Annotated in this window: 16 protein-coding genes, 2 tRNA genes and 2 pseudogenes; 11 read left to right on the top strand and 9 right to left on the bottom strand. The window is 50.8% G+C overall.

The genetic code is table 11. The features are described from left to right. Nucleotide 1 precedes the first annotated feature (1 nt). The 5 genes from H6F76_RS18765 to H6F76_RS18745 all read right to left on the bottom strand — a co-directional run bounded on the left by H6F76_RS18765 (nucleotide 2) and on the right by H6F76_RS18745 (nucleotide 6,423). The gene (locus tag H6F76_RS18765) at nucleotides 2–652 is read right to left on the bottom strand and encodes a DUF924 family protein (protein WP_190510586.1); all 651 of its coding nucleotides are present in this window, start codon (nucleotides 650–652) and stop codon (nucleotides 2–4) included. A gap of 12 nt (nucleotides 653–664) precedes the next feature. Further along, entirely contained in the window at nucleotides 665–1,192 is a 528-nt protein-coding gene (locus H6F76_RS18760; RefSeq protein ID WP_190447092.1) for a GNAT family N-acetyltransferase, read from the bottom strand. A 90-nt stretch (nucleotides 1,193–1,282) separates the two neighbouring features. After that, a complete protein-coding gene (locus H6F76_RS18755; RefSeq protein WP_190510584.1) occupies nucleotides 1,283–1,759 on the bottom strand; it encodes a hypothetical protein in 477 nt (158 codons plus the stop codon). Nucleotides 1,760–1,831: 72 nt separating this feature from the next. Then, a complete protein-coding gene (locus H6F76_RS18750) occupies nucleotides 1,832–3,298 on the bottom strand; it encodes a carotenoid oxygenase family protein (protein WP_190510583.1) in 1,467 nt (488 codons plus the stop codon). A gap of 89 nt (nucleotides 3,299–3,387) precedes the next feature. After that, nucleotides 3,388–6,423: a calcium-binding protein gene (locus H6F76_RS18745; RefSeq protein ID WP_190510582.1), complete on the bottom strand. Its 3,036-nt coding sequence runs from the start codon at nucleotides 6,421–6,423 to the stop codon at nucleotides 3,388–3,390. A 588-nt stretch (nucleotides 6,424–7,011) separates the two neighbouring features. On the opposite strand from H6F76_RS18745, the gene H6F76_RS18740 reads away from it, so the two are divergent. From H6F76_RS18740 to H6F76_RS30590, 5 genes are all read left to right on the top strand, one after another. Continuing rightward, entirely contained in the window at nucleotides 7,012–8,424 is a 1,413-nt protein-coding gene (locus H6F76_RS18740; protein ID WP_190510581.1) for a CHAT domain-containing protein, read from the top strand. 161 nt (nucleotides 8,425–8,585) lie between these two features. Further along, nucleotides 8,586–9,974 (top strand): sigma-70 family RNA polymerase sigma factor, encoded by a 1,389-nt coding sequence (locus H6F76_RS18735; RefSeq protein ID WP_190510580.1) that lies wholly within the window; start codon nucleotides 8,586–8,588, stop codon nucleotides 9,972–9,974. Beyond that, complete coding sequence (locus H6F76_RS18730) at nucleotides 9,971–11,134, top strand: DUF1822 family protein (RefSeq protein WP_190510579.1); 1,164 nt, start codon at nucleotides 9,971–9,973, stop codon at nucleotides 11,132–11,134. Before H6F76_RS18735 ends, H6F76_RS18730 begins: the two co-directional genes overlap by 4 nt. A gap of 75 nt (nucleotides 11,135–11,209) precedes the next feature. Next, nucleotides 11,210–13,573 carry a CHASE2 domain-containing protein gene (locus H6F76_RS18725; protein ID WP_190510578.1) on the top strand — a complete coding sequence of 788 codons (2,364 nt, stop codon included), beginning with the start codon at nucleotides 11,210–11,212 and terminating at the stop codon, nucleotides 13,571–13,573. 1 nt (nucleotide 13,574) lies between these two features. Then, nucleotides 13,575–14,408: a DUF928 domain-containing protein gene (locus tag H6F76_RS30590; protein ID WP_242036740.1), complete on the top strand. Its 834-nt coding sequence runs from the start codon at nucleotides 13,575–13,577 to the stop codon at nucleotides 14,406–14,408. 46 nt (nucleotides 14,409–14,454) lie between these two features. Here H6F76_RS30590 and H6F76_RS30585 read toward each other — a convergent pair. Next, a pseudogene (locus tag H6F76_RS30585) lies at nucleotides 14,455–14,730 on the bottom strand (helix-turn-helix domain-containing protein); the annotation flags it as partial. A gap of 180 nt (nucleotides 14,731–14,910) precedes the next feature. On the opposite strand from H6F76_RS30585, the pseudogene H6F76_RS18715 reads away from it, so the two are divergent. Continuing rightward, nucleotides 14,911–15,451, top strand: a pseudogene (locus H6F76_RS18715) (isochorismatase family protein). A 378-nt stretch (nucleotides 15,452–15,829) separates the two neighbouring features. Here H6F76_RS18715 and H6F76_RS18710 read toward each other — a convergent pair. Both H6F76_RS18710 and H6F76_RS18705 read right to left on the bottom strand, forming a co-directional pair. Next, a tRNA-Ser gene (locus H6F76_RS18710) sits at nucleotides 15,830–15,912 on the bottom strand. A 5-nt stretch (nucleotides 15,913–15,917) separates the two neighbouring features. Further along, nucleotides 15,918–15,994, bottom strand: a tRNA-Arg gene (locus H6F76_RS18705). Nucleotides 15,995–16,430: 436 nt separating this feature from the next. Between H6F76_RS18705 and H6F76_RS18700 the strand changes: the two genes are divergently transcribed. The 5 genes from H6F76_RS18700 to H6F76_RS18680 all read left to right on the top strand — a co-directional run bounded on the left by H6F76_RS18700 (nucleotide 16,431) and on the right by H6F76_RS18680 (nucleotide 18,817). Further along, nucleotides 16,431–16,706: a GlsB/YeaQ/YmgE family stress response membrane protein gene (locus H6F76_RS18700; RefSeq protein ID WP_190510605.1), complete on the top strand. Its 276-nt coding sequence runs from the start codon at nucleotides 16,431–16,433 to the stop codon at nucleotides 16,704–16,706. Nucleotides 16,707–16,910: 204 nt separating this feature from the next. Further along, complete coding sequence (locus H6F76_RS18695) at nucleotides 16,911–17,126, top strand: hypothetical protein (protein ID WP_190510576.1); 216 nt, start codon at nucleotides 16,911–16,913, stop codon at nucleotides 17,124–17,126. A gap of 137 nt (nucleotides 17,127–17,263) precedes the next feature. Then, nucleotides 17,264–17,533, top strand: a complete 270-nt coding sequence (locus H6F76_RS18690) for a transposase (RefSeq protein ID WP_190510575.1) — start codon at nucleotides 17,264–17,266, stop codon at nucleotides 17,531–17,533. 220 nt (nucleotides 17,534–17,753) lie between these two features. Continuing rightward, the gene (locus H6F76_RS18685; RefSeq protein WP_190510574.1) at nucleotides 17,754–17,909 is read left to right on the top strand and encodes a hypothetical protein; all 156 of its coding nucleotides are present in this window, start codon (nucleotides 17,754–17,756) and stop codon (nucleotides 17,907–17,909) included. 62 nt (nucleotides 17,910–17,971) lie between these two features. Continuing rightward, on the top strand, nucleotides 17,972–18,817 hold the full coding sequence (locus H6F76_RS18680; protein ID WP_190510573.1) for an alpha/beta fold hydrolase: 846 nt from the start codon (nucleotides 17,972–17,974) through the stop codon (nucleotides 18,815–18,817). An 81-nt stretch (nucleotides 18,818–18,898) separates the two neighbouring features. Here H6F76_RS18680 and H6F76_RS18675 read toward each other — a convergent pair whose 3' ends face one another. Beyond that, nucleotides 18,899–20,170: an acyltransferase gene (locus tag H6F76_RS18675; RefSeq protein ID WP_190510572.1), complete on the bottom strand. Its 1,272-nt coding sequence runs from the start codon at nucleotides 20,168–20,170 to the stop codon at nucleotides 18,899–18,901. Between the last annotated feature and the right edge of the window lie 132 nt (nucleotides 20,171–20,302).

The following is a 20,302-nucleotide window of genomic DNA, read 5'->3' as shown; positions in this document are numbered from 1 at the left end:
ATCAGCGGTTGGAGAGAAATTTCGACAGGTAGGGTGGCATCGATCGGGTATGGACGAGTTGTCCAGTTGCAAGGTATTTTAGTTCCTCTGGCGTTGATTCTCGCCCTAGAACCTCGTTGCGGTGAGGATGTCGTCCAAATTGAAAAATAATATCTCGATGTCGGCATGCTTGCGCGGCAGAAAACTCCAGCAACGCACGCTGCTCTTGGGGTGCTTCCTGCACCAACTCATCCGCAAGCGTGACCACTAGATTCAGGTTACTGAGTTGCTCAGAATGTCCCAGTGGCAGGATGAAAAAGGTCTTTTCACAGGGAGTTTCAAGTGCCGTATAATGACTACCGTTGATCCCTTCGATCGTTAGTGAGCAAGCCTTCTCGTCCTGTGCGAATGCTTGAGCCAGTCCCCGATGGATCGTGCGTGAGAACTGGTCAAGAACGAGAATTAATGCCAGCCGCGATCGTGGCTCTTGCGACCAGTTATCCAGTTCGCCCCGCGTTGCCTGCTCCAGCAGTGATGGAAAACGCTCGATAATGGCAGCATCCATGCCGCCACGAAACCATCGTTTCCACTGTCGCACTAGCGTCGCTTGATCACTATCCAATTGCTCAGGAAACCAGAATCGCAGCACATCCTCAAATTGTTTGATACTCATCACAAAGCTTCCTTAATTAAATTTCCTGTTTAACAGTGCGCTTGATTGCATTTCGTAGTAAAGCAAAGGGTGTCCATTGACGAGCGCTTTTCGAGTTCGCGACATACCCAATGCCTCAAGTGTTCGAATTGAAGCTTCGTTAGATTCATCAACATCTGCCACTATGCTCTCCAAACCAAGCACATCAAATGCATAACGAAATATTGAAACCGTAGCCTCTCTGGCATAGCCACGCCTCCAAAATTGAGGTTGGGTGCCAAAGATAATACCTGGTAGCTCTTGTGAGTTATTCAGCAGTCCTGAAAAGCCTGCCAGATGGCTGTTCTGGTGCTCAAAGAAGAGCCAGATTCCATAACCGTGTTTGGCAAAGCTTACTATACTTGCATCAATGAATGATCTCGCTTCCTCTAGCGAAATCTGACGATCGTCGAAGAGAAATCGTCTCACAGCAGCCTCACTCCATAATTGGTAGACAGCATCAAGATCGCTCATCTGGCAAGGACACAGGTTTAATCGTTCAGTGTGAAGTAAATATGCCATGAGATAAATCAAATTAGTTGAGATCCTGTTGGGGTCAGTAGCTAGATATCATTAATACCCTTTTGAGTTTGTGTGATGAACTGTGTCTATTCACTTAACAGTACCCTTGGCTGCCAAGAATCGCTTTAATGCCTGTGGTTCCATAAAAGCAAGATATTGATCGGCGAATGTAGGGGGTAATAATTCAATCAAAACACGGTTTTCGAGCCAAACTTCAATCACATCAAAAAAGCCGCTCCGCTTGACACTTCGCCAACCTTCACGAGCCGCGATCTCGCAGATTTGCTCCTCACTGGTTGGTACTGAAATGGCAGCGTGAGTAGCCGTATAAATTGATGCATCAGGGTTTGGTTTAAGTTGAAAGCCATTCTCGCCAGAACCAGGGAGAAGTTCAGTGTTGAACGGATGCACATCAACAGTTGTTCCGTAGGAGTCAAGGGGAACGGCAACGTAACTATTGGGAACGTTAGCAGCAGGAAACGGAAAGGCTTCTCCCTGAAGCAGTTCTGCTAGAATCTGGGCAACATGCTGAGGATTATGAGCCGTGATGGAAAGATGATGAATCATAGTAAGTAAGGGTTCGATTGATTAAACGGTGCAAGCTCGCTCAAACTGACCGTATTGTTCGATGTAAAACGTTCAAATTTCTTCCACGAACAAGCCATGAAACTCAAGTGGAACGTGATGGGGTAAATAAGCACGTCCTAATTCTTTGAATGATTGTGCGTGAAGTACCAGTAGAAACGATCGCTTTTTGGCGGCATCCAGCACGACGCTAAGGATTACCCCGTCATCTTCAGCAGTGCCATTAGGAGCAGCCACGAAGAGGGGTTCACCAGGATAGGTGTTTGGCTCAAACCATGCTTGATCGCTGCAATTTTTTACATCAATTTTGACTAGTTGACCGACTAGAGTTGGCCAGTTGCGGTTATGGCTAACGGCATACGCGTAGCGGTAGTCTCGTGAACGACAACGACCCTGGTTGATGCAAACCATTTCAATCAACTGCTCAGAGAGCAATTCATAACCAACTTCAGCCTTGCAAGAAGGCTTTTGGAGCGGTAAACGGTAGCGTCGATACTCTGCAAGTGGATGATCCTTAGACCGGGTCGCAGACTTTAATGGTTTGAGATACGACTTGTACATCAAATCTGGTTGGTCAGAAGCGGCAAGATCAACCACAATTTCATTGCCTTCTTCATAGGCATTGATGTGATGGAACGCAAAACATGCTTCGCTTTGAAAACGAGCAACCTGATCACCACTGTGCTTGTGAATGACCCGAAAGTTAGTGCCACGCCGAGGTTCCCAACTCAAGCATTGCATCGGCGCTTTTCCCCCAAAGATAGCTGGGAGCGATTTCACCACCAGCGGAAATTCGACCAGGATGATGAAGTTCTCAGTGGCAGCAAAACTATGCATATAGCAGGGCGATCGCACCGGAATTCTTGCAATTAAGCTCCGTTGGCGGCTCATTGCCTTAACCCGATAAAGATTATAGGTATTGATGGGTCCAAAACAAGTGACGTAATTGATGTATTCCTGCTGTTGGTCGTCATACTGCGGATGCCCACATGAGAGATGCCCAAAGAGAGTATCATCGAAGTAAAAGGCTCCCCGGGTTTCAAGCGTGATGGGATCAAAAACCGTGGGTACAGGTTGCTCAGTCAGAGCCATAAATTGATCGGCTAAGCAAATCACATTAACATTGGTGTTGTAAGTCTGTCCCGTTTTCTGACCGAGCATCTCTAAAGACATCTTGAGGATACGTTTGCCTAAAGAGGTTGGCTGAACCGTCTCAAAGCCGGAACTAAGCTGCCCGGTAGACATCATTTGAGTGTAGGGAGACGTGCGTAGAAAACGGTTGCGGTAGGCGATTTGGCCGTCTCGGAACGAATAGCGGTGTACCATCGCCAGACCATCGAACCAGTGATTGTAGCTCGCTTGACCAGTCTCAAATTTAGCCGGGCCATTGCGAAACAGACTTCCTTTAAGCCAGCGGGGAATGTTACCTTCTATGGGCAAATCATCAATTTCAACCTCAGAATTGAGACTGGTAAAAGCTAGTTCCACCCCCAGTTGAGCAGAGGACATTGTAGAAAGCATTGCATAATCCCTTTGATGAATTGATTGATGGAAATGTGAGGATTGAGAGGGATCAGGGAGCGATCGCTAGAATCGTAACCACGATCTGCTCAAATCACCTGAATGTTGGTAGCGCTTACGCCGCTATTTGTTGGGACATTGGCTGACAGAGTAGCAACTAATGTCTGTCCTGCCCCGCCAAGGCCATCAGCATCAAAGTATAGGCTACGGGTGCTGCCATTGAAGATGAGGCGATCGTTAGCATCTTGAGCCGCATCACCCACTCGGAACTGGTCGTTGGAGATTGTCTGACCCGCGACCAAACCACCGCCAAAGTTGCTGGCTCTGAGTTGAATGAAGTCATTCGCTTCAAAGTCCGCAAGGATATCACCGCCTTCGCTGAGGTTGTTGAAGCGATAGCGATCGGTGCCATTCCCCCCGCTTAAGGTATCGGTGCCCAACCCCCCAATCAGAAGATCATGACCAGCACCACCGTTGACACTGTCGTTACCCGCTGCGCCCCAGATAGTGTCGTTGCCGTTATCACCGTTAAGTGTCAACCGCAGGGTTGTGGTGGTTAAACTGCTAGCATCGATCGCGTCATCACCCGCATTGCCGTTAATCACTAGAACATCATTATCAGCCTGACGGATTCTCGTGACAGCCGATAATCCAGTCACATTCACAAAACTGCCTACACTGCTAATCAGAATAAGGTCTTGTGCGTTGGTACCTTGAATGGTGATTGTATCGGTTTGACCATCGCCCGTTTCACCGTTGATTAAGCCCGCTAAATCAATGTTGACCTGCTTAGCATCAGTACCGCTAAGGTCATTAACAACAATGTTGTCTGCTCCACCCAATGCTTTAAAAAGAGTGTTTTCAACATTATTCAGATCCATTGTGACATTGGCAACGTCACGGAAAAAACGGATGCGAGAGCCATTAGCAGCAATATCAATGTTCTCATTAACATTGGCACCGTTGAAAAACATTGTGTCGAAGCCTGCCTGTCCTTCAAGAACGTCGTTGTCGTCACCAGGATTCCAGACAAACAAATCGTCTCCAGCACCCATCAGCGCCACATCATTGCCCCTGCCGCCCAGAAAAACATCTTCTCCAGCGCTACCGACAAATAGATCGGTGCCATCCCCACCATCGAGCGTGAGCCTACCATCAGGAAAGCGTTGCTGGAACAAGTTGGCAGCCAATTTGCTGGCATCAATCACGTCGTTACCCGCCAAGCCATTAATGGTCAAGTTGTCGAATCCAGCACGTATTCCTGCAATTTGCACCTGGGCGGACAGTCCTGAGATGACTATTTCACCATTTACAGTTGCGATCGCGATGGTATCGTTTCCAACCGTACTGTTGACGGTAACTTGATCAGAACTGGTTTCAAATGGCACGTTAGGACCACCACTCACATCAAACCGAATCAGGTTAACATCGATGCCACTAAGGTCATTGATATTGATGGTATCGCGTCCATCAAAGGCATTGAAAGTGATGCGTTCCACATCATTCGTATCCATCACCACATTCGCCACATCTCGGAAGAAGCGGGCACGTCCACCATTGGCAGAAATATCGATGGTTTCATTGGCACCATTACCATTGAACAGCATTTCATCGATGCCAGCTTGACCCTCGATCGTGTCATTGCCATCACCAGGATTCCACAGGAAAACATCATTCCCAGTACCCAGGAAAGCAACGTCATCCCCCCTACGCCCATCCACAAAGTCATTACCATCACCACCCAGGAAGACATCTGCAAGGTTGCTGCCGATGAGGATGTCATTCCCAGCACCCCCATCAATGGTGAGATTGACTGGAGTAACGAGAGTGGCAGCAGAAATGGTATCGTTGCCGCCATTGCCATTGATCACGAGGTGATCGATCCCCTCCACTTTCTGAAGGCTGACAAGCGCAGGGAGACCACTCACGTTGATATTGCCGTTTTGTCCCAGTACGTCGATCGCATTTGCGCCATTCGTGCCATTGAGAACCACAGTATCTACCTGAGCATCGCCAGCAGCACCGCCCAGCACTCCTGCCAAATTGAGGTTGATCTGCTGCGTATCTGTACCACTGAGGTCGTTGACGATGATGTTGTCTGTACCACCCAACGCTTCAAAGTTGATGCGCTCGACGTCATCTAGATCCATCACTACCGCGGCTATATCCCGGAAGAAGCGAACACGCCCACCATTGGCAGAAATATCAATGTTTTCGTTGGCAGCGTTGCCATTAAGCTGCATCGTGTCGAGACCGGCCTGACCTTCAACGACATCGTTGCCATCACCGGGGTCCCAAATGAACACATCGTCGCCTGCGCCCAAAAAACCAACGTCATTTCCTCGATTACCATCAATGATGTCGTTGCCATCGCCACCGAATAACACGTCCGCACCATCGCCGCTCAGAATGGTGTCGTTGCCTGCGCCACCGTCAGCCACGATCGAGATTAAAGCGGCAAGTCCATTTCCGGCGGTGATGGTGTCATCGCCGCCATTGGCATTAATCACTAAGCTTTCTGTCGTGCCGATGTCGATGCTGAAGGGTGCGGGATTGACACGATCAAAGCGCACTCGTGTGCCATTTGCATTTACGGTAAAAGCTTCAGCGCCGTTACCCCCATTCACCTCAGCAGTATCAATGCCATCACCGCCTTCAAAGAGATCAGTGTCATCACCGGGATCCCAGATCAGACGATCGTTGCCCGCCTGACCAAACATCTGGTCATCAGCATCGCCACCTGTCAGAACGTCGTTTCCATCACCACCAAACAGCAAATCATTTCCACCCTGACCGAGAAGCGTATCATTACCGTCTTCTCCAAAAAGTTGATCAGCTCCAGAACTACCCGCCAACACATCATTATCAATAGCGCCAAACAAATTAACTTTAGGTAGAGCGCCATTAGCTTCGTTAAGTATGAGCTGGTCGTTGCCTGCCAGACCAAACCCCTGTAGCAAAGTGGTGTTAGCAACCGTCGGAGTACCGCCAAAAATCGTTACAGCACCGCCGTTAATCAGAATGGTGCCAGCAGCATCGCGGCTGACGGTAACAGTGTTATCCAGTGAATCACCAAAAATGCTTAAGATACCCTGCGCTGCTGAAAAGATGGCAGAAATCGCCATGATCGTTTCTCCTTAATTCTGTGAGTAAGCTTGTAAGTTGTGAGAATTGATTGACAGGAAAGCTGAGAAAATGTGGGTTGCTGAGCGGTAAAACGTTTCGCTGAACGGCATGAATGATTGGTGCCATTGGTTTGCTCATCGGCTCATCGCGCCAGATGATTGACCAACTCACAATTACACGTTGGAGTTTTGCGCCTTATGCAAAGGGCAACCAAATTTGTTGAAATGGTTCGCCATTACTGGTTGTGCTAGAAAAAGCAGGATGACGAGAGAGTAGAAGGGTGAGAAATATCCGGGATTAGCCAATGCGTGCTGAATCTATATCCGAAGACAGGATGACAAGCGTATGAAGAGAAATGCTCATCACCTCATTGCTGTCTTCCATCAACATTCTTTCTTTAAGAGAAAGACCCAATTGCCTCACTAGCAAGACATGGAAATGCTTTTGTGATGGGTTCTTTCAGAAACCCCTTTGCAATCTTTCTGATACAGCAGAATAGTTTTTCTAATGCAGCAGAATCTTCTAATGTGAGAAGTGGACGCGTGTGAGCGATCGCCCTTGTTTAACTGAGTTCAAGATTAAACGCCATGAATCTTTTGAGGCTGTCTTTATTGATCTCACTGGTAGTGGGTGCTGCGTCGGGAGGAGCAATCGTTTCGATCGACCGAGCGGCGATCGCCCAAATGCCTGCCCCATCTGCTTTGCCTGCTGCTTCCGGTGCAACACCAGCACCTGCAATGTCTGCCGCATCACGCCTGGATGTTAATCAACTGATACAGATGCTTGATCAGAACGACGTTTCAGGAGCGATTCGCCAGGTGGAATTGGGGTGGAAGTACCAGTTTGAGCAATATTACGGGGGAAAGTTTACGCTGCAGTATTTGGAACCTGAGCAGATCGTGCGATCGCTCGACAGACTGCACCGCTCTACTGGCAAGAAAACAGCCCTGATCTATGCCATTCCCACACCCAATCATCTGGAGCTAATTTTGGTAACGCCTGGAACCAAACCAGTGCATCACCGCATTGCAGCAGCAAATCGAGAGGAATTGCTTCGCGTTGCCAAAACTTTCAGAACCGAAGTAGTGAATGCGGCATCCCAACCAAACGACTATCTACCCGCAGCAAAGCAGTTGCATGAGTGGCTGATTACACCACTAGAGCCAGCGTTAAAGGCACAAAGAGTCGATACGCTCATCCTCTGCCTGGGAACGGGGTTACGCAGTTTGCCAATGGCAGCACTCCACGATGGACAACAGTTCTTGGTTGAGAAATACAGTTTGGGGCTGATTCCGGCCTTCAACCTGGTCGATCGACATCCCGCAAGCCTCCAGGGAGCGAAAGTCTTAGCAATGGGAGCGTCCGAATTTCAGGATCATTCACCGCTTCCAGCAGTTCCAGTTGAGCTAACGGCAATTACTCGCACCCTCTGGCAGGGCACATCGCTGCTGAATCAGGACTTCACCGTTGCTAACCTGAAAGCTCAACGTGCCGCAACATCGTATGGCATTGTGCATCTAGCAACCCACGCCGAATTTTTGCCCGGAGCGGCGAATCAGTCCTACATTCAGTTTTGGAGGCAGCGGCTGCATCTCACTCAATTTAGAGATCTGGAATTGCGGATTCCAATCGTGCAGTTGCTGGTACTGAGTGCCTGCCAGACAGCGTTGGGCAATCCTGAAGCCGAACTGGGGTTTGCTGGCCTTGCAGTGCAGTCGGGCAGCAGAGCGGCGATCGCCAGCCTCTGGTCGGTCAGCGACGCAGGCACTCTGGTACTGATGACCGAACTCTACCGTCATCTCAAAACCGCACCCATCAAAGCAGAGGCGTTACGGCAGGCGCAACTTGCTTTGCTCAAAAAACAGGCAAATTTGAATCAAAATCTGGCACTGCGAACTGGAGATGCTGGTTCCCCACCACCAGACGTAACAGTTGCAGGAGCGAACCTAGACCACCCCTATTATTGGGCAGCGTTTACGTTGATTGGCAATCCCTGGTAAAAGGTAGAAGATTGGGAGCCAGGATTTGAGGAGTGGTGAGTAGGAAGCAAAACTCAAAACTTTCCTGCTTCCCCTGCCTTCCTTGCTTCCCCTGCGCTCTCTGCCTCCCTCGCTTCCCCTACCTCCGCCGACTCCCCTGCCTCCTCTCCCCATCCTGTCCTATGCGATCGCGTCAAACCCTTCTCGAGATCTTTACCACCTTCCTGCAATTTGAGGAAGATACATTTCGTGGCTGGGCGACCGATGCTCGCTTACGCCGCAGTATGCAGTCTCGCCTGGAGCAGCCTGATGAAGCAACTGCCTCTGAGCAGGTTTGGGTCACGTATTGGCACAAACGCTGGCGTCAAGAAGCAGGGGAGGACACGGAGACACGGAGACAGAGAGATACGGGGACGCAGAGATCCGGGGACGCGGGGACACGGAGAAACAGAGACGCGGGGACATTCACCCCACACCCTACACCCCATACCCTACACCCTTCCCTCCTCACTCCTCACCCCTCACCCCCTTCCCTTGGCCACCTCTCCGCCTACCTGCAAGAGTCCTGCTACTGGAGCGCACAAAGGATAGTGGCTCAGTTGCACCAGTCCCAGCAGCGGTTGTCAGACTGCTTCCAAGTCGCGATCGTGGCAGTGCCCAAAATTCTCAACGCGTTCGATTCTGACCAACTGCCCAGCCTCAAAACTTACGCCAGTCAAGCGTTCAGCAACACAATTCGGGATGATTTGCGCCGTCGTCGGGAGGCAGACCGCTGCAACGATTGGGGCTTGCTACTGAAGCTGAGCCGAAAACAACTGACAGAAGCGCTGCAAAATGCTGGCCTGGGAAGTGATGACATCGATCGCTATCTGTTGGCGTGGACGTGTTTTGAAGCCGTTTATCTGCCTCGAAAAGCACCGGGACTGCGCCAGCTTGCTGCACCTGATCGCCAAACCTGGGACGCGATCGCCGATCGTTACAACCAACAACGCCAGCAGCTTACGGCACCGGGTTCGGACTGTACCCCTGAGACTTTAGAGCGTTGGCTAATGTCTTGTGTGAGCCGAGTGCGGGCATATCTGTACCCTCGTGTTACGTCTCTGAACGCACCCAAGCCAGGGCAGGATGCAGGTGAACTTCAGGATGATGTACCTACGAACGATCGTGATTCGTTGTTGGCAGATCTAATCAATGCTGAAGAGACGCAGGCTCGTCAGGCCCAGCAACATCAAATCAACGCTGTGCTTCAGGAATCTCTAGCGAAGCTCGATCCTACTATGCAGGAGCTACTGCAACACTACTATCAAGCCGGACTGACTCAGCAGCAAATTGCTCAACAGTTCGCCGTGCAGCAATACACCATCTCCCGTAAACTCACCAAAGCGCGGGAAACGCTACTCTTCGCCTTGACTCACTGGAGCCAGGAAACGCTGCATATTTCACCAACCTCCGCCGTGGTTAAGTCTATGAGCGCCATTTTAGAGGAGTGGTTGCAGATTCATTACCAGGTGCATGATTCCCCTGTAGGCAAAACCTCGCCCGATCGCGACTTCTCCCAGGAATACCTATGAGCTTCTTTCCCGATACCTTAACTGAGTTGAGGCTGGAGATTCCGCTAGCGATTCACCAAGAGTCCTGGCAGCACAGCCAAGCTGCTTCAAATCCCTTAACCCAATGGAACACCTACTTAAATCAAGTCTGCCTGAACACGGTTTTGCCGTGGCTGCAAGCAGAACACACCCCAGAAGCTTCTGCCTGGTCGGGTGCCGTACCGCTTTTAGGAGAACTGGTGAGAGGCACCGCGATCGACCTCGGCGACCAGCGGCTTATTCTCATTCCAGATAAAACCATTGACACCAGCGAACTCCAGGTGCCACAGGAGTGGATCGATCTTCCTGCCTGGGCAGGCGACTATTATCTGGCAGTGCAGGTAGACCCGGACGATTTGTGCCTTTGCCTTTGGGCATACACCACCCATGCACAGCTCAAAACTCTCGGCACGTATGATGCAGACCAGCGCGTCTATGTTCTGGATGCCTATGATTTGGTGCAAGATCTGAGCGTCTTGTGGGTTGTGCGTCAGTTTCCGAACGAACTGACCAGGACAGAAATTGCGCCCCTGTCCCCGTTGCCCGCTGCTCAGGCAGAAAACCTGCTGCAACGCCTGTCAAATCCGGCTGTGCTGCAACCCCGCTTAGAAATTCCCTTTCACCTTTGGGCTGCTTTGATCGCAAAGGATGATTGGCAACAACGGCTAGGTCGATCGCGTCGCGGCGAACTGTCTTCAGCCACCATCACTCGCACCCTTGCAAACTTTAGTCAGTGGTTGCAAAACCGTTTTGACGAAAGCTGGCAAACACTGGAAGAATTGGGTATGGTAACCGAGGCCTTCAACGTCCGCAAGGACGACCGCACGCAGCGATCCATCCGTAGAGCAAAGCGGTTGCGGCTTCCTGACCAGGACACCCTGTTGCTAATTGTCGTGGAACCAGAAGCGGATGGTCGAGTAAGCATTCGATCTCAACTTCGCCCGCTCGATCCCTCTGTCTGCCTACCCGAAACGCTAAGCCTAACCCTACTATCTGCGACTGGCGAAACGATTCAAGCCGTTCAAGCCCGCGATCGAGACAATCTGATTCAGTTAAAACGATTCAAGTGTCCACCTGAGACTCAGTTCAGGTTACAAGTGGCGATCGACAACACGGTAATTGCTGAAGACTTTATTGTTTAGAAACGGGTATCAGATCCATCCATAGCAACGATTCAACTGAATTTTATTCCCCATTCCCCACTCCTGCCTGTCCCCATGCGCTACCTCGTTGTTCTAAATTTGGGAAACGGAGACTGGCAACAAGGCTTACCCACTGTGATTGCTCAACTGTGGGATGAAGACAGTCCCAACCCAATGCAGTTCACGGGAAGCTTGCCTGCTGCACCGGAGCTAGAAGCACTGTACCAACGCTGGCAGACCCTGTATGAAGCGCTATATGCCAGTAAAGGATGGCGTTCTAGCACCCGATCTCTGACTTTTGAAGTCGATGAAGATGACCTGACTCATATTTCTCAAACCGAATTCCATCAGCTTTGCGAGGACTTGCAGACTGCCCTCAATCAATGGCTGAACATGGAAACGTTTCGGCACATCGATCGCCAGTTACGAACGCAGCTTAAACCTGCCGATCACATCCGGTTCATTATCGTTGCCGACGACGCAACCCTGTTACGCTTGCCCTGGTGCCTCTGGTCGTTTCTGGATGATTACCCCAATGCAGAAATAGCGTTGAGTGTTCCAGAGTACCTCCGCTCGACAAAAGCGGTAGCGACAAAACCCCGCTTTAAGGTCAGGATTTTGGCGATTTTAGGCAACCACGAGGGCATTGACATTGCTAGAGATCGACAGGTGTTGCAACAATTGCCCAATGCCGAAATCAAGTTTTTGGTGGAGCCAAACGCCAGCGTACTCAATGAACAGCTTTGGGAACCAGGTTGGGACATACTGTTTTTTGCCGGACATAGTTCGAGCCAGGGAAACAGGCAACAACAGGGAGCGGGAAGCATTGCTGTGAATGCAACGGAGAGTTTGACGATCGGTCAGTTAAAGTTTGCCCTGCGAACAGCGATCGCTCACGGGTTGAAGTTGGCAATCTTTAACTCTTGTGATGGGTTAGGACTGGCGCGAGATCTGGCAGATCTGCATTTGCCCCAGGTCATCGTGATGCGTGAACCCGTACCCGATCGCGTGGCGCAGGAGTTTCTGAAGCATTTTCTCACTGCTTTTGCGGGCGGAGCATCGCTGTATACCGCTATGCGTGAAGCACGAGAAAAACTGCAAGCCTTAGAAACCGACTTTCCCTGTGCCACCTGGCTCCCTGTTATTTGCCAGAATCCTGCTGAGGTGCCACCGACCTGGCAAGACTGGTGCGGCGCGCGATCGTCTCCCCTGCGCTTGCCTACTCGTCAAGAGTTACGCACAGTTCTACTCAGCAGCCTGGTGGTAACGGGTCTGGTTGCTGGAGCACGGTTGCTGGGCTGGTTGCAGCCGCTAGAACTATGGAGCTTCGATCGCCTGATGCAGTCGCGTCCTGCTGAACCGCCCGATGTCCGACTTCTAGCTATCACCATCACAGAACAAGATATTCAGGCAGAAGGTGAAAAGATGCGTCGCGGCTCCATCTCCGATCGCACCTTAAACCAATTGCTGAAGAAACTGGAACAACACCAGCCTGCCGCGATCGGACTCGATCTCTACCGCGATGCGCCCACCGATGTACCCGAACTCGCCACCCGGCTGAAACAGAACCACCTGTTCGCGGTGTGCAAACGTCCTGCTGCCAAAAGTGACCCGATCGGCGTTCTACCGCCTCCCGAAGTGCCAGAGAGCCACCTGGGTTTCAGCGATTTTGTGCGCGATGCCGATGGAGTGGTGCGTCGCCACTTGCTCGTCCTACCCTCCAACCCAAGTTCGCGCTGTACCGCTGCTTATGCCTTCAGCGTGCAACTCGCTAACCACTATCTGGAAGCGCAGGGCATTCAAGCCAAGGTAACGCCTCAAAACGATTTGCAGTTTGGCAACACCGTTTTTCGACAACTGCAAAGCCGCACGGGTGCCTATCAAGCGCTCGTTGCCAACAGTGGGCAGGTTTTGCTCAACTATCGCGCCGCGCCCTCTCCCCGTGAGATTGTTCAACAGGCGACTCTGGCGCAGGTACTCACAAACCAGATCAATCCCAACGCGATTAACGGTCGGATTGTGTTGATTGGGATTGCTGCCCCCCACAGCAGCGGCGACTATTGGACAACGCCGTTTGGTAAAGCCGATACTGATCGCGTCCCCGGAGTGCTGATTCACGCCCAAATGATCAGTCAGATCCTTAGCGCCGTACTCGATCAACGTCCGTTGCTATGGGTCTGGTCTACCTGGGTTGAAACAATCTGGCTTGCGGGCTGGGCACTGATGGGTAGCGCGCTTGCCTGGCAATTTCGACGGCTGGAGTTTTTGATCCTTACCGTTGGGATGGCGATCGGCATTCTCATTGTTCTGTGTCAGATATGTTTGATTCAAGGTGGATGGATTCCCCTCGCTCCACCCATCATTGCCCTGTTGATGACTAGCACCGCTGTGGCGCTCTTAACGGCTACTTTAGTGAAACCAGAACTATCCCATGATTAACATGCACCGAAGCTATGCAACCGTTGGGGCAGCATCGACCCTGGCCTTAGTCGTTGCCCTCAGTCCCGCTCAAATGACGCGATCACAGACCAACGCGATCGCCGCTCCAGCCTCAGTCGCCATTCAGTTTGAACCCCCTGCTGCCCTGCCGCCACCGCCCATTGTCAGAGATCCGGGCAGTGGGCGCAGTCAAGGTGGTGCGGGCCGAGGCTGTAATACTGATCGTGCTGAAGAACAGCCGATCCCACTGGTACCACTCGCTGCTGGCAGCAAAAATGTTCGCTGGGGACTAACTACTGCCGATCGTCCAACGTTCTGGCTCCATACCCCTGAAGGCATTAAAGACGGTGCCCTAGTTGTCCTGGCCTTACAAGATAGAACTGACAAAACCAGCCGCCGTCTGACATTTCAAATTCCCCCCAATACGCCACCAGCCGTCCTGAGCCTACCCATTCCCGCTAGTGCTTCCCCGCTGCAAGCCAATACACCGTATCGGTGGGAAATTAGGCTCTTTTGCAACTCAGGCAACAGCAACACTCAGGCTGACTCAAGCATTGACGCTCCCATCATTTTCAGCGGTGGCATTCAGCGCATCACACCCTCCGCCAAGCTACAGCGCCAACTCGCAACAGTCAAAACGCCGCTCGATCGCGCCACCGCTTACGCCAGCAACGGCATCTGGTATGACGCGCTGACTACATTGGGGCTGCAAGTGCAAGGGAAGCAATCCATCGATTCTGCGATCGTTCGCGCCTGGTCTGACCTACTCCGTCAGGTTGATTTGGAAGCAGCCGCAGCCGCACCAATTGCTCCCTGCTGTGCGTCGGAGAAGTAGACATACCTCTTTCCCAGGCCTGTCTTAGTTTTATGAATAACCTCTCGCTCCAACTCAACATGACCTGTAGAACAGGCTCTAAGCTGTGTCCCAGAGCAGTTAGAGAATATTCTACTTTTAGAGGAACTTCGGCATACACCTTCCGCTGAACGATACCAGAGCGTTCTAGTTCTCGTAACTGCATGGTCACCATCCGCTCAGTCACTCCAGGAAGAGGCTGTCTCAGTTCTCCATAGCGTTTGGTTTCTTGAAACAAGAGCGTGAGAATTGGCAGCTTCCACTTGCCCCCAATGATATTGACAAGGGCTTCTACCGGACACATGTATTGTTTCTGTGGCTTTGAGTCCTCAACGATACTTTTTGATAGTTCCCAATCATATTGTACGTACTTGAAATATCTGGATGTCTCGCTCATACTCAGGCTATTGAAGCAACAGCTAGACAAAGCAGTGAGCCATCTTTGCTAGAAGTACAAACACAAACAGCAACAAAGGACGGTCTGATGAAAGGAACTGATGTGAAACAGGGCTTGATTCTCGTTGACATTCAAAATGATTATTTCTCTGATGGAAATTTTGAACTTGTTGGTGTAGAACAAGCTTCAAGAAACGCTCAGAAGCTTCTACAGAAGTTTCGAGACAAGCAATCTCCGATCGTTCATGTCCAACACAGCTCAAAGCAACCAGGAGCAACATTTTTTGCCCGATACACGAGGATCTGAGATTCACGAAAGTGTAGCTCCTCAACCAGTCGAGACTACTATTGTGAAACATTTTCCCAACAGTTTTAGAGATACTCATTTACTACAGCACCTCAAAGAGATTGAATTTGAAGAAGTGGTCATTTGTGGTGCGATGAGCTATATGTGCATTGATGCTACACCCGCACTGCCTTTAACTTTGGGTTTCAGTGCATTGTCATTGATGATGCTTGTGCAACGCGAGACCTGGAATACCGAGGTAAAACAGCTAAGGTTGCCGAAGTTCAGGAGCTTTTATGGCAGCACCAGCAATGCCTTTTGCAAAAGTTATCTTTACCGTTGAGTTTGAGCTTGTTTAGATATAACAATTTCTCTTCGCTTAGATTGACATTTAGTGGTCACCAATTTATTTTGTCGCAGCTATAAGACGGCGCATGGTATGCGTCAATAGCGCGATCGCCACCAACGTCAACGACTTGCAAAACGGTGAGATGCGACAGGTTTCTCCTGTGCGACCTAGGTCATGCGGAACAGTAGGATGAAATCATCTTCGACGGTGATTTAAAGAAACGCGAGTTCATTGCCTTCTGCTCGTTGTTGGTGATACGAATGTTGCTTTATGCGTCTGGCGAGAGGGGGACGCATAAAGCAATGGGAGGTCACTCATTTCGATGGCGTTCAGCGGCATGTGAGCACCAGCCTCACCAACTTCCCACGCAGGCGGAGGATAGAGGACTCGAACCTCTAGCCCAAGGACTACCCTAGTTTTCAAGACTAGTTGCCGACCATTTAGCGGTATCCTCCACAAGTGGCGAGAACGGAGGGACTTGAACTCTCAACCCTCAGGTTCGTAAGCTGAGAGGCAATCCAGTGACACCACGTTCTCAAAGGCGGAGAGCAGTGGAGTCGAACCACAATTGTTCATCCATCTGTTTAGCAAACTGTGAATGAGCAAAAAATATGGCACAATTTGCAAATGAGTGGCACAGTCTTCCGAAGCTAGAGTCCACAAATGTTTCAAGCTTCTAGCCTACTTCTAGTCACTGCTGCTTGGACACAGTTCATCCCAGGCTGTTAGAAGCTGGAATGCTTATTTAGAGTTGCGTTGACTGATTGCGTCATCGATTTACGAATTGTGCCATATTTTTTGCTCATTCACAGCTGTGATTGCTGATTAAATCATTTGTACTTTGTGAGATCGCCATATTGAGGTGACCTTCTGGGAGAGATGGCACGCTCAAAGCCTTCAAATACGTTAGTTTTCTGGCTTTTCACGTTAGCGTTCTGGCTTTTCAAGCGACCATTTAACCGGAGTTGACATCATAAATATCTTGGCTTGGATCGTTTTAGGTTTGATTGCAAGCGTGATTGCCAAAGCGCTTTTTCCTAGTCACCAAGGTGGCGGCATCCTGGGCACCATGATCCTAGGTATCGTCGGCGCTTTTGTCGGTGGTAGCCTCTTCAGCTTTTTGACCACGGGTACCCTAGCGTTGATCTCAGCCAGACTAAGCTTAGGCGGCATCTTAGTCGCCGTGCTGGGTGCGATTGTTACACTATTCATTTACTACGCCGTGGTCAGTCGGAGCGCTTCCTACTAAGCGTCGAAGTAAGCGAACTGCCCTAAGTAATGCAAAAGCCCCTGTATATGCATGGGCTTTTGCATAGCGATCAGTTTGGGGTCAGGAAGGCTGACTCCCACGGCGGTTAAGCACATGAGGGTCAGCGGTTATTGAATATCTTACTTGGACTCGGGAGTCCATTCCTCGAGCTTAGTGCGAGTCAAGTCAGGAAACGGGCATTCCTTGCGGCAAAAAACGTGGCTATGGGTTTTACCTACCGTAACGGCAAAAGCAGTTGTGGTGAGGCTGGAGCGAAGAAGGTTTGAAGCGACTGGGTGCCCGGAAGACCTTTACACAGCTGTTGAAGGCGAAACTGCTGTGAACGCGCTGCTTTGCAAGCTGTGCAATACAACCATGCGGCAGCGCACAGTTAACCTGATTGGCGATCGCTCCCAGTGAAATAGGGGAATCCGTCTCAGCAAGGCGCTCAGGCGGATTGGTTTCACTCGCAAAAAAAGAGCTACGGCTATCAGGAGCGCGATGAAGCACAACGGCAAGCCTTCTTAGCTCAATTGCAAGCCTATGCAGCAGAACAGTTGGTTTACGTAGACGAAGCCGGAGTGGATGACACCGAAGACTATGCTTACGGCTGGTGTGCTCAAGCGGAGCGGTTTAAGGCCTTGAAGCTAGGGCACCGCACCCAGCGCATTAGCATGATTGCCGCTCGTCAGGTCGTGGCACCCCTGACCTTCAAGGGCTACTGCGATACGGCTTTGGTTGAAACCTGGATGCAGCAATGCTTGGTGAGTCAGTTAAAGCCAGGACAAGTCGTCGTGATGGATATCCCTCTTCTGTCACTTTCGTAGGAGTGAATTCTAGAAGCCTTATCTAGCCTCACTTTCTCAATAGGACTGCCAAAACTCATCCGAGAACCGAAACCGCTGTGCAGCTTAGCTTGTGGATTTCTGTCCGACTAGACTGACAGAAGAGGGATATGAGACGTATCCGTTAAATTAAGGATTCATTGGTACAAGAAATTAGAACGGTCGATCCAGGGCTTCAGCCTCCTATGTCCAGAAGGGTTTCATGGGTGAAGACAAGCGAGGCTTAACGTACGTGATGGTTCTGCTGCGACTCGAACCACAAGGAGCCGAGTTACTCACCTTTTGGGGAGCAAGCGCTCAAGCTGATGTCAGTCAACAGCGAAACGCTGGTTTGGGGTCAAAGCACACCGAGCCTTGAAGCTCATCGTGCCATCATTCATCTCTAGGTGGCGCTGGACCACTCAATTGCAGGAGGAGAGCATGCAACAAAGACCGCAAGACCAGTATGTGTGGGTAGGTGATGTCAAGACACGCTACTGGAGCTTGGGCGCTCACGGCAGCGCGGTCATCTTCATTCACGGCCTTGGCAGCGCGATCGAAACTTGGGCACTCAACGTCGAACCACTAGCGCAACAGCATCGAGTCTATGCACTTGATCTCGTGGGTTCGGGGCGCTCGGATAAACCGCTGGGCTCCTACTCACTGGTGGCTTTGGCTGCGTTCGTCAAAGCCTTTGCCGATACGCTGGCACTTGATCGCGTCACCTTAATCGGCAATTCGATGGGCGGCGGCATTGCGCTGCAATTCGCCCTTTCGTACCCGCAGCAAGTGGAGAAGTTGGTGCTGATCAATAGCTTGGGGCTGGGTCGAGCGATTTCCTGGGGCTTGCGGTTAGCCAATCTACCTTGGGTAGACCAATACTATAGACCGACTCGCAGCAGCATCGAGTTGACGCTGAAGCAGGTAGTCGAGGATCAAACCTTAATTACCGACGCCTGGGTTGAGACGTTCTACGATGTGCTTAGTTTGCCGGGTGCATCAAAGGCACTGATGGCTCAATGCCGCGCCACTATCGGTTGGCTGGGTGTGCGGACTGAGGTCTATCAGCCAATCGTTGATCACCTCAACACGATTACAATGCCCACACTAGTCGTTTGGGGAAAACAAGATCGCATTCTGCCTGTTGCTCATGCTCAAGTGGCGATGCAACACTTGCCGCAGGCTCGTCTCCAGCTTTTTGACCACTGTGGGCACTGGGTGCACTTTGAGCAGGCAGCAGCCTTCAACAGCCTGATTTCTGCCTTTCTAGCAGATTCGTTAAGGTAAGGAAGCTGCTCTTCGACTCAGGTAAAGGCATGAAAATGGACGTGAACTTTCCTGAGCGCTCGCAGCAGCGAGATCAATCACCTAACGACGCAGCGGCTTGAGTCCGAACAACCACCGCGGGATGTTGAAGTGTCGAATCAACCCTTCATACAGCGCGATCGTGGCACCGAAAGAAGCGGTGCTCAGTAGCCAAAACTTCGTTGGCACACTGAAGTTCCAGCGCACGACATAGAAGGCGAGCAGCACTAAAACAGTTTGGTGCAGTAAATAAAACGGATAAGCCGCTTCGTTCGCGTATTGCAGCAGCTGACTGTTGCGATGCAAGTATTTACGCCCTAGCCCCAGTAGTGTCACCACCCAAAACCAAGCATTGCAGCCTCGAAAGCATTGATACAACACGTAGAGGGGAGAGTAGCCTCGATCAGGAATGCTCCCAGCTTGCCAAAGACTGAGCAGTATGCCCATGCAGAGGACAGCCAAACCTGAAGCTATACTGAGATGCTTGTCAATTGCCTGGGAGAAGCGATCGTCTGAGCAAAGGAGGTAACCGTAGACAAAGTACAGCAAATACACACAGAAATTTGCCCAGTCGTCATAGAGATTTTGGAACCCCAGCCAGTGCGGTCGCAACGTCCCTTCGAGCACTGCTAGGGGCAAGGCGAACAGCAAAATGGCTCCCGGTTTCTCAATCCAGCCAGCAAGGGCTAAGCGCACTTTTGCCTCTGGTTTTCTCAGGTAAAACAACAGCGGCAAAGTCACCAATGAGAACGAAAACAGATAAACCAGAAACCAGAGATGTCCCCACTCAAAATTGCCATGAGGACGAATACCGTGGAAAAACTGGGGATAAAACTGGAAGTAGGAAGCGTGTGCGGTAGAGCGATTCAGGAGCCGTAAATAAACCTGCGGTGGTATCAGTACCAGTGTGCCAAACACAAAGGGCACTAAGAGTCGCTGACAGCGCTCTTGCAGATATTGTTTTAGCGTTCGCACAGACAGCGCAAACCATGTGCCTGCCCCAGAAACCAGAAACAACAGCGGCATATGCCATTGATGTACGAACAGGATCAAACCATGCATCACCAGACTCGTTTGAGCATTTTGGATATAGAACTCACCCAATTCGCCTTGGTAGAAAATGGCCGCCGTGTGAAAGTACAGCAGGAGCAGCACCGCCAGCACTCGAAGCCAATCGAGGTCATACCGTCGTTGACGCTCATGCGTTGCCTTTGCTTTCTCAGTTGCCTGCATTGCCTTCAAAAGGGACGAGTTAAGTCTTGCGCCTTCTTTAAGGGTATGTCGATTACCTCGACGAGCAACATAGCGGTCAAAGCTTCTGACGCGACGCCTCAACCAGCAAAACGTTGCTTATAGCGGTTCTCAGATGAATAGACCACAAGGAGCAAACCAGGCAAGAGCATTGTCATTGGAACTACACTCATTAATAATCCTGGTTAATGCTTGGTCAAGTGCTTCTATAGTTCG

The sequence above is a fragment of the Leptolyngbya sp. FACHB-321 genome (assembly GCF_014695975.1).
Lineage (GTDB): Bacteria > Cyanobacteriota > Cyanobacteriia > Leptolyngbyales > Leptolyngbyaceae > Stenomitos.
This window is presented reverse-complemented; position numbering and strand designations above follow the sequence as displayed.

Bases quoted from the DNA above. Each gene is read 5' to 3' on its own strand.
- H6F76_RS18765 (WP_190510586.1), bottom strand. From the start codon at position 652: ATGAGTATCAAACAATTTGAGGATGTGCTGCGATTCTGGTTTCCTGAG.
- H6F76_RS18760 (WP_190447092.1), bottom strand. From the start codon at position 1,192: ATGGCATATTTACTTCACACTGAACGATTAAACCTGTGTCCTTGCCAG.
- H6F76_RS18755 (WP_190510584.1), bottom strand. From the start codon at position 1,759: ATGATTCATCATCTTTCCATCACGGCTCATAATCCTCAGCATGTTGCC.
- H6F76_RS18750 (WP_190510583.1), bottom strand. From the start codon at position 3,298: ATGCTTTCTACAATGTCCTCTGCTCAACTGGGGGTGGAACTAGCTTTT.
- H6F76_RS18745 (WP_190510582.1), bottom strand. From the start codon at position 6,423: ATGGCGATTTCTGCCATCTTTTCAGCAGCGCAGGGTATCTTAAGCATT.
- H6F76_RS18740 (WP_190510581.1), top strand. From the start codon at position 7,012: ATGAATCTTTTGAGGCTGTCTTTATTGATCTCACTGGTAGTGGGTGCT.
- H6F76_RS18735 (WP_190510580.1), top strand. From the start codon at position 8,586: ATGCGATCGCGTCAAACCCTTCTCGAGATCTTTACCACCTTCCTGCAA.
- H6F76_RS18730 (WP_190510579.1), top strand. From the start codon at position 9,971: ATGAGCTTCTTTCCCGATACCTTAACTGAGTTGAGGCTGGAGATTCCG.
- H6F76_RS18725 (WP_190510578.1), top strand. From the start codon at position 11,210: ATGCGCTACCTCGTTGTTCTAAATTTGGGAAACGGAGACTGGCAACAA.
- H6F76_RS30590 (WP_242036740.1), top strand. From the start codon at position 13,575: ATGCACCGAAGCTATGCAACCGTTGGGGCAGCATCGACCCTGGCCTTA.
- H6F76_RS18685 (WP_190510574.1), top strand. From the start codon at position 17,754: ATGGGTGAAGACAAGCGAGGCTTAACGTACGTGATGGTTCTGCTGCGA.
- H6F76_RS18680 (WP_190510573.1), top strand. From the start codon at position 17,972: ATGCAACAAAGACCGCAAGACCAGTATGTGTGGGTAGGTGATGTCAAG.